We start from the raw sequence: 12992 nt of genomic DNA on the forward strand, positions 1-12992 counted from the left end.
CCCGACCGGCACCGCACCTCCCCGCGTACCGAACCCGACCGGCACCGCACCTCCCCGCGTACCTAACCCGACCGGCACCGCACCTCCCCGCGTACCCAACCCGACCGGCACCGCACCTCCCCGCGTACCTAACCCGACAACCGCCGGTCGACACGCCGCTCAGTTCAGGGGGAAATCGTTCTCCCCGACCTCGGTTGTCGCGAATTGCACACCAGGGCAGGGCGAGGGCGGGCGGGGGCGCGGGTCAGGCGGGGCGGCGGGCGCGGCGCGTGCGGACGAGCGCCGCGGCGTAGAGGGCGGCCGCGACCCAGTGGCCGGCGAGGCCGACCCAGAGCACCACGAGGCCGATCGTACGAGCGACGGCACCGGCGTCGGCGAGCGGGGCCGATGCCGTGCCTCCGGACCCGCCGAACTGGTCCACGACCGCCGCCGCGACCAGCACGAGCAGCAGCCCGACGAAGATCAGCGCCGTGCGGATCTTGCCGACCCACGTCACCGGGAACGACGCCCCGGCCAGCACGAACAACGCGTAGGCGCTCAGCAGCAGGTCGGGCACCAGCAGCAGCGGCAGCACGGGCCAGGGCACGAGCCCTCCGGCGACGAACGCGATGACGACGACGATCACCGTGATGCGGTCGGCGACCGGATCGAGCCATTTGCCGAGCTCGGACGTCGTGTTCGTGCGGCGGGCGATGAACCCGTCGAGGAAGTCCGTCACGAAGACGACCGCGATGACGACCATGGCCGACCAGTAGTGCTGCCCCACGATCAACACGAGGAACACCGGCAGCAGCAGCAGCCTCGCCGCCGAGATCGCGTTGGGCACGGTGCGCCACTCGTCCTGACGGAACAGCTTGTCGACGAGCGTCACGAGGCCCCCTCTGCGCGATCGCGCGGACTGTCGGTGCGGTCGCACCGGTCACACCCGAGGAGGCGCGGGTCGCGCCCCCGAGATCGCTCCGAGTCTACGGGTGCCCCGCCCCCGGCACCGGCCCGGGGCACGACCCGGTCGACGACGCGGTCAGGCTGTGCCGTAGAGCGCGTCGGGCAACTCGCGTGTGAAGATCTCGGCGGTCTTCGGGCCGACGCCCTTGAGGTCGGTGAGGCGGCGGGTCAGCTCGGCCCTGTCCGCCGACGACCGCACGAGGTGGTTCACCGACCCCCAGTCGGAGTCGACACGGCCCATCACCTCATGCAGCTCGTCGCTCATCACGTGGTCGATGCGGGCGTAGCCGGCCTCGTCGAGCAGGCGGCGCAACCCCTCGTGGTCGTGCTCGGCGAACCGGGCCGGGCTGGTCAGCCCGTGGTCGATCAGCACCTGGTACGTGTCGGCGGCGACGCTCTGCTGCACGGGTCGGCCGAACAGAACGCTCGCGAGCAGCCAGCGGTACAGCTGCTGCGGCGAGCCCTCGCTCACGTCGATCCCGAGGTCGGACGGGTGCTTCACGTCGCTCATGCCGTCCTGTCTACGCCCGGTGCGCGGCGCGGGTGACGCGACCCGCGCCTCCTCGGCCCGCCCCGGGCGGCGGATGCCGCGCGGACGGCGCGCGGACCGCGCGGACGGGCCTCACGACGACGAACCCCGTTCCGTGCGATGAACCACGAAGGAACGTGGTTCGTCGCACGGAACGGGGTTCGCGGTGCAGGCGATCGACTAGCGGTCGGCGTGCTGCAGCGTCGGGTAGTCGGTGTAGCCCTCGGCGCCGTCCGCGTAGAACGTCGCGGGGTTCGGCTCGTTGACCTCGTGGTCGCCCTGCCAACGCTCGACCAGGTCGGGATTGGCGATGGCGAAGCGGCCCACGGCGACGGCGTCGGCCTGGCCGTCCGCTACCTCGGCGATGGCCTCGTCGCGCGTGGTGATCTGGCCGAAGCCGCTGTTGGCGATGAAGGCGCCGCCGAAGCGGGTCCGCAGGTCCTGCACGAGCTCGCCGCGCAGGTCGGCCTGCAGCACGCTGAGGTAGGCGAGGCCGAGCGGGGCGAGGCCCTCGACGACCGCGCGGTAGACGGCGGTCACGTCGGCGACGTCGGTCTCGACGACGTCCTGGATGTTGTGCATGGGAGACAGGCGGATGCCGACGCGGCCGGCGCCGATCGCGTCGGCCACGGCGGTCGCGGTCTCGATCGCGAGGCGGGCACGGTTCTCAGGGGTTCCGCCGTACTCGTCGGTGCGGACGTTCGAGACGGGCGAGAGGAACTCGTGCAGCAGGTAGCCGTTGGCGCTGTGGATCTCGACGCCGTCGAGTCCGGCCTCGAGCACGGCGCGCTTCGACGCGGCGACGATGTCGGCCGTGACCTGGTGCACCTCATCGGTGGTGAGGGCGTGCGGCACGGGGAAGTCGACCTTGCCGGCCGAGGTGTGCACCTGACCGTCGATGGCGATCGCGCTGGGGCCGACGATGCGGTCGGTGCGGGTGATGTCGGTGTGCGAGACGCGGCCGCCGTGCATGACCTGCATGACGATCTGGCCGCCCTCGGCGTGGACGGCGTCGGCGACGCGCTTCCAGCCGGCGACCTGCTCGTCGGTGACGATGCCGGGCTGGCCGTCGTAGGCCTTGGACTCCTGCGAGGGGTAGGTGCCCTCCGTCGTGATCAGACCGAAGGAGGCGCGCTGCCGGTAGTGCTCCACCACGACGTCGCCGGGAACGCCGTCGTCGCCGGAGCGCAGACGGGTGAGGGGCGCCATGACGACGCGGTTGCGCAGCTCGAGCTGGCCGAAGGTGGCGGGAGAGAAGAGGTCCAAGGGTGGTCCTTCCGAACGGTGACGCGCCCTCGGGCGGGGGCGCTCGTGAGGCAACCCGGCGGTTGCACGCTGCATTCCCCGCCGGGTGCGCCGACACCCCGGGAAGTCATCGAGACCCCTGCGCGCGGGCTGGGGTGTCGGCGACTTCCCGGGGTCTCAGGCGGCCGAGGCCCGGGAGGGCGGCGAGGAGGGCGGCGAGCGCGGCCAGGACGAACGCCGTGCCGTAGCCGGCGGTTCCGACGAGCGCGCCCAGGACGACGGCCCCCACGGCCTGGCCCAGAACGAGCAGCACGAAGAGCAGCGCCGTCCCGCTCGCAGCCCGCTCGGCGTCGATCTCGGCGGTCCAGGCGATCAGCGCACCCGTCGCCGCCGTGTAGGCCCAGCCGAACGCCGCGCAGGCCGCGAACGACACGGGCACGACTCCGGGCAGGGCCGCCGCCCCGGCCGTGCCCGCCGCCATCACGGCCAGCGTGAGCGTCCAGACCGTCCCGGGGGCCAGGCGCGCCAGCGGTCGGGCGGTGACGATGACGGCCGTGCCTCCGGCACCGAGGCAGACCCAGGCCCCGACCGACAGCTCGGCCGCCACCCCGGCGTCCACCAGCAGGGTGCGTCCGTAGTTCCAGACCGCGGCCGAGGCGGCACCGGCGAGCAGGGCCGCGAGCAGCACCCACCGGTGGGCGACGAACCACGACCGCGGCGGCAGGAGGCCGCGGGGACCGGTCGGGCCGAGGCCCGTGGCGCCGCTCGGGCGGGCGGTGTCGGCGCGTGCGACACCGGTGGTGCCATCCGCGACGAGGGATCGAGCGGAGGAGGCGCGGCGGTCGAGCACGAGGACGGCCCCCGCCGCCGCGACGGCTCCCCCGGCGGCCACCAGCCAGGCGAGCCGCCAGTCGGGCAGCAACGCGAACGCCAGGAGGCCCGCCGCCACCAGCCCCGGCCCGGTGCCCGCGTTGACGACCGTCTGGGCGCCCGCCTGCCGCCCGTCGTCGAGACCGCGCTGCAGCACGCGCACGAGCGCGGGCGAGGCGAGCCCGGCACCGGCCGAGCCCAGCACGGCCGCGAAAGCGAACGGGACCACGTCGGGGGCGAGGGCCAGGCCCGCGGCCCCGACCCCGGCCGTGGCGCCGGCCGCGACGACGAGGGCCCGGGAGTGGCGACCGGCCGCGGCGAACCCCGCCACCGCACCGGCCACGTAGGCCAGCGAGCCTCCGGACGAGACCGTTCCCGCGACACCCGCGTCGAACCCGAGGTCGGCCTGCATCTCGGGCAGGTACAGCCCGAAGGCGAGGCGGACCAGGCCGTAGGTCACGGCGATCAGGGCCGTGCCGGCGGCGACGAGCCCGACGCCATTCGAAAACGTACGTTTCATTTTCACAGCCTAAGCTGTCCGCATGCCCCTGCGCCCGGCCAGCGAGAAGAAGATCCTCGACGCCGCCGACGAGCTGTTCTTCACGAACGGCATCGCGGCGACGCCCGTCGACGCCGTCCTCGCCCGCGCGGGCGTCTCGGCGGCGACGATGTACCGCGGCTACCGCAGCAAGGAGGCGCTGGTCGCCGCAGCGCTGACCCGTCGCCACCACGACTGGCTCGCCACCTGGGACACCGCCGTCGCCCGGTACGACGAGGCCGGCCCGCGCCTCCTCGCGGTCTTCGATGCGTTGGACGACTTCCGGTCCCGCCCGACGGGGGCACGCTGGTGCGCGTTCCTCGCCTCGGCGGCCGAGTACGTCGAGCCGCCCGCCGACGTCGCCGAGGCCGTGCGGCTCGACACCGAGACGCTGCGCACGCGACTCACCGACCTCGCCCGCCCGCTCGTCGGCGGGCAGGCCGAGGCGCTGGCCGAACACCTGTTGCTGGTCGTCACGGGCGACCTCGCCATGCATCTGCGCGAACCCGACCGTGACACCACGACCGCCCGCGCCGTCGCAACCGCGCTCGTGGCCGCAGCGAGCGGTCAGGGACGCTGACACCCCAGGAACGCGCCGAGACCCTTCCGCGCGCGCGAGGGTCTCGGCGGCTTCACGGGGTCTCGGCGGAACCGTTCCGGTCGAAGCCGGTGCGGACCGCGGCGATGTCGTCGTCGCCGTGGCCCTGCTCGGCGGCCGAGGCGTAGACGCCGGACAGCGCCTCGAGCAGGCCGGTGTCGAAGCGCGTGCCCTGGGCGGCCTCGCGCATCAAGCCGAGGTCCTTGCGGATGCCGTCGAGCGCGAACTGGGCCGGGTACTCGCCGGCGATCATCGTCGCGCCCTTGAGGTGCGCGTACGGGGTGTCGGACTGGCCGCCGTCGATCGCGTCGAGGAAGAGCTGCGGATCGAGGCCGAGAGCCTCCGTCAGCGCGAGCGACTGGGCCGTGGCGGCGGTGATGGTGGCGATCCAGGCGTTGGCGGCGAGCTTCAACGCCGTCCCCTGCCCGACCGTGTCGCCCGCGACGATCGTCTTCGAGCCCATGGCGTCGAGCACTGGACGCACGGCCTCGAGCAGGGCGCCGTCGCCGGCGGCCAGCATGACGAGCTTTCCCGTCGCGGCCGGCTTCTTCGTGCCGAGCATCATGGCCTCGACCAGCCGGAGCCCGTGCCCGTCGGCCGTCCGGACGACGCGGGCCGTGTCGGCCTCGCCGATGGTGCTGGCCTGCACCCAGACGGCGTCGGGACGGCTCGCGTCGGCCGCCTCGTCGAGGACCTCGAGCACGGCGTCGCCGTCGAACAGCACGGTGACGATCACGTCGACGCCCTCGACCGCCTGACGCGCCGTGTCGGCGACCACGGCGCCGTCGGCGGCCAGCGGCTCGGCCTTCGACCTCGTGCGGTTCCAGACCGTGACGTCGAACCCCTCGCGCAGCAGTGTCCCCGCCACGCCCTGACCCATGATGCCCGTCCCGAGCACTGCGACCTTCATGGCTCCGACGCTACGCCCGGCGCGGGCGAGCAGCGCGGCTCAGTCGAGCGGATCGGGACCCACGGGGTCGGGCCGCATCGCGCGGCGCACCCGCGCGACGACCGACGGGGCGGGCGGATCGTTGTACGAACCCGCCTCGACCTGCCCGCTGAGCCGCTGAATCGCCGCCATCACCTCGTCGGTCGCGTGCCGACGAGCCCGACCCGACTTCGCCTCACCGTGGCGCGAGAGGTCGAGGGGCTCGCCGAACTCGACGGTGACCTTCCGGAGGCGCGGGAGGCGCGCGCCCGCCGGTTGCAGTTCCTGGGTCCCCGTCAGGGCGACCGGCACGACCGGCGCCCCGCTCGTCAGCGCGAGCCAGGCGACGCCCGTCCGGCCGCGGTACAGCCGCCCGTCGAGGGAGCGCGTCCCCTCGGGGTAGATCGCGAACGCGTCGCCGTCCGTCAGCTTGCCGAGACCCAGGTCGAGGGCGTGCTGGGCGGCGGACCCGGCCCCTCGCTCGACACCGATGGCGCCGATGCCCGTGAAGAACGCGCGCGACGCACGACCCCTGAGACCCGTGCCGGTGAAGTAGGCGTTCTTCGCGAGGAACGAGACCTGACGGGGTGCCATGAGGGTGATCACGACGCTGTCCATGAACGAGAGATGGTTGCTGGCGAGGATGACGGCACCGCGCCGCGGGACGTTGCGGCGCCCGATCACCCGGGGACGCCAGACCACGCGCACGAGGGGTGACAGGACCGAACGGCTGAGGGTTGTGAGCACGCTCCACTGTGCCGGACACCACATTCCCCGAGGGGCATGGCTCGCCCCTGCGCCTCACCCGGGGCCCGTCGACACCCACCCGCACCACCCGATTCGGGGAACAACGGGTGTCCCCCTCAGGGAGGATTGCCGCCGACGGACCCGCGCCCTATCGTCGGAGGTCGATCGAAACAGGACACTCGTCCGGTTCACGACACCTCGAGCGAGTCCTCGTCGGGGGATCGACCCGAGACCCGGAACGGGCGCCGCGACTCACCGCCGAACCCCGTGGGCGGTGGCCCCGCCGTGCGAGCGGACGGTCCTGCGCATCGCAGACTCCGACGGTCGTGGACGCCCCAGGACGGCCCGGGGCGCCCGACACCATCTCCCGACGACAGCCCCGACGACCCGAGAGGACCGCCATGGACGACGAGACCGTGACCACCCGCCCCTCGCGCCTGCCGTTCGTCTTCGGTGCCACCGCGCTGATCTACACCTACTTCGCCGTCACCAGCATCGTCGGTGCGGCCACCTCGGTCGGCGTCGGTCTCACCGCGACGGTCGTGGCGACCGGCCTGTACGTGCTGTCGGCGATCGTCTGGCTCGCGCTCGTCGTCGTGGCGGTCTCGTCGGTCCGGCGGACGCGACGAAGCGCTGACCTCGACCAGACGAGCATGCGCTTCATCGGACTGGCACCCCCGGCGGGCGGCGCCCTGCTGCTCGCCGCGGCCTACGTCGCCCGCATGAACGGACAGCCCTTCCTCGGCGGGTTCGAGGCCATGGTGATCACGACGGTCGCACTGGTCGTCCTGTCGCAGGCGTTCCCGCTGCTCGGCTTCGGCCCGTCGGCCCCGGGTCAACGCCAGTCGTCGGGCGGCGGCGGCGCGTCGTCGTAAGGGTCGAACGGAGCGTCGGACGGCAGGTCGTAGAGATCGTCGGCCGGCACCTCGGGCACCTCGTCGACCGCGGGCGGTGCCGCACGGCGGGCAGCCCGACCGGCGGCCGGGGCCGTCGACGTCGTGCGGGGCGAACGGGCCGTGACGCTGCCCGCCGCGGACACGGACGCCGTCGCGACGGACCCGACGGCCGCCGCCTCGGCCGGGGCGGTGCCGCCCACGACGGCGAGGACCTGCTGACCGTAGGTGTCGAGCTTCTTCTGACCGACACCGCTGATGCCCGCGAGCTGATCGAGCGAGGTGGGCCGTTCGGACGCGATGCCCCGCAGGGTGACGTCGCCGAACACGACGTAGGCCGGGACGCCCTGCGCCCGGGCGACCCCGGCGCGCCACTCGCGCAGGGTCTCGAACAGGGCGGCGTCGTCGCCGGTCAGCTCGGCGGCACCCCGCGACGAGCCGCGGCTCGACGAACCCGAGCCACCCCGCGCGCGGGCCGAGCGCACCGGGCGCTCGGGCTCGCGTCGCAGCCGGACGGTGCGGCTGCCCGAGAGCACCTCGCCCGCGGCCTCGGTGAGCAGCAGCGTGCCGTACCCGTCGGGTGAGACCGCCAACAGCCCCTGGGCGAGCAGCTGTCGGACGACACCCCGCCACTCGACGTCGCTCAGCTCGGTGCCGATGCCGAAGGTGGACAACTGCTCGTGGCGGTTCTGGAGGACCTTGGGGGTCGACTTGCCGACGAGGATGTCGACGATCTGGCCCGCGCCGAACTGTTGGTTGCGCTCTCGCTTCAGCCGGACGACCGTCGAGAGCAGCTTCTGGGCGGGCACCGTGCCGTCGAGCGACTCGGGCGGCGAGAGGCAGGTGTCGCAGTTGCCGCAGGCGGTGCTCGCCTGGCCGAAGTAGCCGAGCAGCTGCACGCGTCGACACTCGACCGTCTCGCACAGGGCGAGCATGGCGTCGAGGTGGGCGCCGAGCTTGCGGCGGTGCTCGGCGTCGCCCTCGGACTGGTCGATCATGCGTCGCTGCTGCACGACGTCTTGCAGGCCGTAGGCCAGCCACGCCGTCGAGGGCAGGCCGTCGCGGCCGGCACGGCCGGTCTCTTGGTAATAGCCCTCGACCGACTTGGGCAGGTCGAGGTGCGCGACGAAGCGCACGTCGGGCTTGTCGATGCCCATGCCGAAGGCGATGGTGGCGACCATGACGATGCCCTCGTCGCGCAGGAACCGCGCCTGGTTGCGCGCCCGGGTCTGCGCCTCGAGGCCCGCGTGGTACGGCAGCGCCGGGATGCCCTGCTTGACCAGGAACTCGGCCGTGCTCTCGACCGACTTGCGGGACAGGCAGTACACGATGCCGGCGTCACCGTCGTGCTCGGTGCGGATGAACCGCAGCAGCTGCTGCTGCGGGCCGTCTTTCGCCTCGATGCGGTACTGGATGTTGGGCCGGTCGAAGTCGGCGACGAAGTGCTTGGCGTCGTCGAGCTCGAGGCGCCGCGAGATCTCGCGGTGGGTGGTCTCGGTGGCCGTCGCCGTCAGCGCGATGCGCGGCACGTCGGGCCAGCGCTCGTGCAACACGGACAGTTCGAGGTAGTCGGGGCGGAAGTCGTGCCCCCACTGCGCCACGCAGTGCGCCTCGTCGATGGCGAAGAGCGAGACGTGACCCCGGTCGAGCAACGACTTGGTGGACTCGAGCTTCAGCCGCTCGGGCGCGAGGTAGAGCATGTCGAGCTCGCCCTCGACGAACGCCTGCTCGACCGCCCGACGACGGTCGGGGTCTTGCGTCGAGTTGAGGAACGCCGCGCGGACGCCGACGGCCTCGAGGGCGTCGACCTGGTCTTGCATCAGGGCGATGAGCGGCGAGACGACGATGCCCGTGCCCTCGCGGACGAGGGCGGGCACCTGGTAGCAGAGCGACTTGCCGCCACCCGTGGGCATGAGCACGAGGGCGTCGCCGCCCTGGACCACCTGGTCGATGATCTGCGCCTGCTGGCCACGGAACGCGTCGTAGCCGAACACCCGGTGCAGCACGTCGAGGGCTGCGGTGGGGGCGTCGGGGGCCAGGGCGGGCGAGGCGGTGGTGGTCACGCGACGAGTCTACGAGCGGCCACCGACGCGGTCAGCCGACCCGCGCCTCCTGGGGACGGTCGTCGGCGGGAGGCGCGCTGGGGACGAGAGGAGCGCTGCGGACCGTCACGAGACCGGTGCGTCGAGCCGCCCTGAGCACGAGCCACACGTAGAGCGGCGTCGAGACCACCGTCACGGCGAGGGCGAGGGGGCTGCCGTCGCTCGACTCGACGCCCGCGAACGGTGCCGACAGCAGGAACAGCACGGTGTTGTTGAGCACGTGCGCGACGATCGCCGCCTCGAGTCCGCCGGTGCGCCAGGTCAGGTAGGCCGCGGCCACCCCGAACACGGCGACGTCGAGCATGCCCCAGGCGTTGTAGTCGTGCGCGAACGCGAAGGCGACCGTCGGCAGCACGACGGCCACGACCGGGAACGCGCCCCACGACCCCAGGGTCTGCATGGCCAGGCCGCGGAAGGCGTACTCCTCGGCGGTCGCCTGGAACGGCGTCACGACGAGGATCACCACGACGGCCCAGGCGAGCGTCTCGCCCGGCGTCGTGACCGGCCCCGTCCCGAGCGGCTCGCCGGCGACGAGCGGCGCCACGACGTAGCTCAGCCCGACGGTGACCGCCATGAAGGCGAGCCCGGGCACGACGCACCGCGCGAGCCACCGCCACCGCAGCCGCCCGGCGACGCTCCAGAGCCCGCCGACCGCCCCCGGCCCGACGATCAGGGCGCCCAGCATGATCGCCGGCAGCATGACCGCGATCGAGGCGAGCGTCGTGAAGAGCACGAGCGGGTCGGCCGCGGCCAGGGCGTCGCCCTCGATGCCGGCCTGCAGTCGTTCGCCGGCCGCCGTCCCGCCGACGGCCGTGGTCACCCCGAGGACGCCCACGTAGACCACGACCGAGGCGAGCAGGTAGGTGACGACCGCCACGACGGCCGCGAGCAGCGGTCGCCACCACCGGTACGAGGGCAGCGACCGGAACAGGCGGTGGTAGGCGAACGTCGTCACGCGACGAGCGTACGGGAGGCGCGGTGCCGGCCCCCGGGAACACCACGAGGAGGCGCGGTGCCGGTCGGTCGCGCCGCCGCCGTCACCACCGCGCGAGGCTCGCACCACGAACTGAACGTCGCACCGCCGGTTTCAGCGGTGCGACGTTCGGTCGGTGGTGCGATGCCGGGTGGCGTCAGCCCTCGGTGGGCGTCACCGCCGTGCGGAGGCGGCGTCGGCGGGCGACGACCAGCGCCGAGCCGCCGGCCAGCATCAGGGAGAGCGCGGCGAGGGCCGCGAGCCCCAGGCCGTCCTGGCCGGTGAAGGCCAGCGAGCCGTCGGCGTTGCGGACCGTGCCGGCGGGCGTGGTGCTCGAGCCCGTGCCCGTGCCCGCGCCGGGAACCGTGCCACCGGGGGTCGTGACCGGGGGCGTGGTGCCCGGGTCGGTCGGCGGGACGACCACGGGAGCGGCCGCTGCGGCGAAGACGAGCGGGACGGACGCCGTCGTGCCGGTCCCGTCGACCGTGAGCACGAGCGATCGGGTGACGGGCCCGGCCGCGGGAGCGGTGATGCCCTCGGGGACGACGAAGCGGAGGGTGGCGCGACCCTGTTCATCCGAGTTGTCGAGGATCGTCTCGTCGATCGGCGCCGAGGCGAGCTCGACACCGTCGAGGGTCGCGGTCACGGTGCCCGACGCGTCCGCGGCGGCCTGCTGCAGGACGAGCGACGACAGGGTCATCGACACCGTGTCACCGGCGACGAACCCGCCGACGGGTGCGGCGGTCAGCCCTGAGACACCGACCGAACGCGACGCGAAGTCGGGGTCGGAGGGGTCACCGGCCTGGGCGTCGAAGTACTCGAGCTGGCTCTGCAGGTCGACCTTGCCGCTGTCGGCGTGGGCGCGACCGTTCGCGAAGGCGGTGAAGCCGTCGCCACCCGAGGCGAGGAACGAGTTGACGGTCACCTTGTAGATGGTCGCGTCGTCCATCGCCGCACCGTCGAGCGAGACGGCGGCGATGCGCGAACCCGCTGCCGCAGCGGGGTCGTAGGTGTAGGTCAGGCCCTCGGACGTGCCGAGCTTCAGGGTGCTGGTGCGTGCGGCGGTCGGCCACTGCTGCTCGAGCACCTGGCGGATCTCGGCGCCGGTCATGTCGACGACGACCAGCGTGTTGGCGAAGGGCTGCACGGCCGCGGCGGCCTTGTAGGTCACGTCACCGTTCGGCGCCACGAAGGGCAGGTCGTCCCGCAGGCCGCCGGGGTTCATGAAGGCGAGCTGGGCACCGCTCGCGGTGGTCGACGACAGCTGGATGTCGGCGACGAAGTTGCCCAGGGTCGACTCACCCGCACGGTTCGACACGGGCAACCCGTTGGCGTCGGGGTTGGCGTTGTAGGCCCGGTTGAAGGAGTCGCTGATCGAGCCGATCACCTCGGCCCCCCGCTCGGCGGCGACGCCGACGGCCGCGGTGACGATGGCCTCGACGGTGGGGTCGGGCGTGAAGGCGCCGTAGAGCGGCACCAGGCGGTGCGAGGCGATCGTCACCCGGTCGCGGAAGGCGGTGGCAGCGGGGTCGACCGTCATGGTCACCCGGGCCAGGTTCGTCCCGTAGCTGCCCGTCTGCACGACGGCGCGCTGCGGGCCGCCGTCGGAGGGCGTCACGAGGTAGTCGTACCCCTGATGCGTGTGTCCGGAGAAGATCGCGGAGACGTCGCCCGAGACGCCCCGGGCGATCTCGCCGAACGCGTTGTCGCCCGTGACGGAGTCCAGGCTGCCGGTCTCGGCGCCTTCGTGCAGCAGCAGGACGATGGCGTCGGCGGCGTCGGTCTCGACGATGTCGTCCGCGACCGCGTTGACCGAGTCGACGACGGGCGCGAAGGTGAGCCCCTCGATGCCGGCCGGGCTGACGAGCGTCGGCATGGTCTCGGTCAGGGCGCCGATGAAGGCGACGCGGACGCCCCCGATCTCCTCGACGACGTACGGACGGTACGCGGGGGTCCCGTCGCTCTTCAGGATGTTCGCGTTGACGTAGGGGAAGTCGCTGTTCGTCTGGACGCGACCGTTGAAGTCGTCCTGGCCCTTGTCGAACTCGTGGTTGCCCGGCGTGCTGACGTCGAGGCCCATGGCGTTCAGGGCGTCGAGGGTCGGCTCGTCGTCCTGGATGAACGACGTGAACGTCGAGGCGCCGATGTTGTCACCCGCCGAGACGAAGAGCGTGTTCGGGTTCTCGTTCTCGACCGACTTGACGGCACCGGCGAGGACGGCCGCACCGGCGATGGACGCGCGAGCACCCGGGGCGTCGGCCTCGAGCCGGCCGTGGAAGTCGTTGATGCCGACGAGGTCGATCGTGACCGGCACGGCCTGGGCGGGTGCGGCGGCGACGAGGCCGAGCAGCAGGGTTCCGGCGGCGACGGACGCGAGGGCGGCACCGCGGACGCGCCGCCGGCCTCCCGTCGGGGTGGACTCGGATGACGGGGGGCTGATGCGCATGGGCGTCGGTGCTCCTGGAGAAGACGGTTCGGGTGGGACGGCACCCCCCGACAGGGGGCACAGCACACGACCATAAGTTCTCGCTGGGTGACCGACAAGAGTCGGCCGAAGATCGTCACATGTTGTTCATCCGGCGCGTGGCGGTCGACCGACGAGCCGGCCGGTGGGCGCCCGCCCA

At 73.0% G+C, this 12992-nt stretch carries 11 protein-coding genes; 2 read left to right on the plus strand and 9 right to left on the minus strand.

Features of this window, described 5'->3' with window-relative positions; genetic code table 11:
• Window positions 1–244 precede the first annotated feature (244 nt).
• The 4 genes from ASG28_RS15280 to ASG28_RS15295 form a co-directional block, all read right to left on the minus strand.
• The gene (locus ASG28_RS15280) at window positions 245–871 is read right to left on the minus strand and encodes a CDP-alcohol phosphatidyltransferase family protein (protein ID WP_055978035.1); all 627 of its coding nucleotides are present in this window, start codon (window positions 869–871) and stop codon (window positions 245–247) included.
• Window positions 872–1021: 150 nt separating this feature from the next.
• Entirely contained in the window at window positions 1022–1456 is a 435-nt protein-coding gene (locus ASG28_RS15285; RefSeq protein ID WP_055978037.1) for a hypothetical protein, read from the minus strand.
• Between the two features lie 198 nt (window positions 1457–1654).
• Window positions 1655–2740 (minus strand): alkene reductase, encoded by a 1086-nt coding sequence (locus ASG28_RS15290; protein WP_055978039.1) that lies wholly within the window; start codon window positions 2738–2740, stop codon window positions 1655–1657.
• 106 nt (window positions 2741–2846) lie between these two features.
• Window positions 2847–4109 carry an MFS transporter gene (locus ASG28_RS15295; RefSeq protein ID WP_055978041.1) on the minus strand — a complete coding sequence of 421 codons (1263 nt, stop codon included), beginning with the start codon at window positions 4107–4109 and terminating at the stop codon, window positions 2847–2849.
• Between the two features lie 22 nt (window positions 4110–4131).
• Here ASG28_RS15295 and ASG28_RS15300 point away from each other — a divergent pair, with 22 nt between their 5' ends.
• Window positions 4132–4707, plus strand: coding sequence for a TetR/AcrR family transcriptional regulator (locus ASG28_RS15300; RefSeq protein WP_055978042.1), 576 nt, complete (start codon window positions 4132–4134; stop codon window positions 4705–4707).
• A gap of 52 nt (window positions 4708–4759) precedes the next feature.
• Here the strand turns inward: ASG28_RS15300 and ASG28_RS15305 are convergent, their stop codons facing one another.
• Together ASG28_RS15305 and ASG28_RS15310 are read right to left on the minus strand one after the other, a co-directional pair.
• On the minus strand, window positions 4760–5635 hold the full coding sequence (locus ASG28_RS15305) for an NAD(P)-dependent oxidoreductase (RefSeq protein WP_082454808.1): 876 nt from the start codon (window positions 5633–5635) through the stop codon (window positions 4760–4762).
• 39 nt (window positions 5636–5674) lie between these two features.
• Entirely contained in the window at window positions 5675–6424 is a 750-nt protein-coding gene (locus tag ASG28_RS15310) for a lysophospholipid acyltransferase family protein (protein ID WP_055978044.1), read from the minus strand.
• 377 nt (window positions 6425–6801) lie between these two features.
• Between ASG28_RS15310 and ASG28_RS15315 the strand changes: the two genes are divergently transcribed.
• A complete protein-coding gene (locus tag ASG28_RS15315; RefSeq protein ID WP_055978047.1) occupies window positions 6802–7275 on the plus strand; it encodes a hypothetical protein in 474 nt (157 codons plus the stop codon).
• Here the strand turns inward: ASG28_RS15315 and recQ are convergent.
• The 3 genes from recQ to ASG28_RS15330 all read right to left on the minus strand — a co-directional run bounded on the left by recQ (window position 7236) and on the right by ASG28_RS15330 (window position 12814).
• Entirely contained in the window at window positions 7236–9356 is a 2121-nt protein-coding gene (gene recQ, locus ASG28_RS15320; RefSeq protein WP_082454809.1) for a DNA helicase RecQ, read from the minus strand. The two genes, ASG28_RS15315 and recQ, sit on opposite strands and share 40 nt — an antisense overlap.
• Window positions 9357–9387: 31 nt before the next feature.
• A complete protein-coding gene (locus tag ASG28_RS15325; protein ID WP_055978049.1) occupies window positions 9388–10350 on the minus strand; it encodes a type II CAAX endopeptidase family protein in 963 nt (320 codons plus the stop codon).
• 175 nt (window positions 10351–10525) lie between these two features.
• Window positions 10526–12814 carry a bifunctional metallophosphatase/5'-nucleotidase gene (locus ASG28_RS15330; protein WP_055978050.1) on the minus strand — a complete coding sequence of 763 codons (2289 nt, stop codon included), beginning with the start codon at window positions 12812–12814 and terminating at the stop codon, window positions 10526–10528.
• Window positions 12815–12992 lie beyond the last annotated feature (178 nt).

This window comes from Frigoribacterium sp. Leaf415 (genome assembly GCF_001424645.1).
Taxonomy (GTDB): domain Bacteria; phylum Actinomycetota; class Actinomycetes; order Actinomycetales; family Microbacteriaceae; genus Frigoribacterium.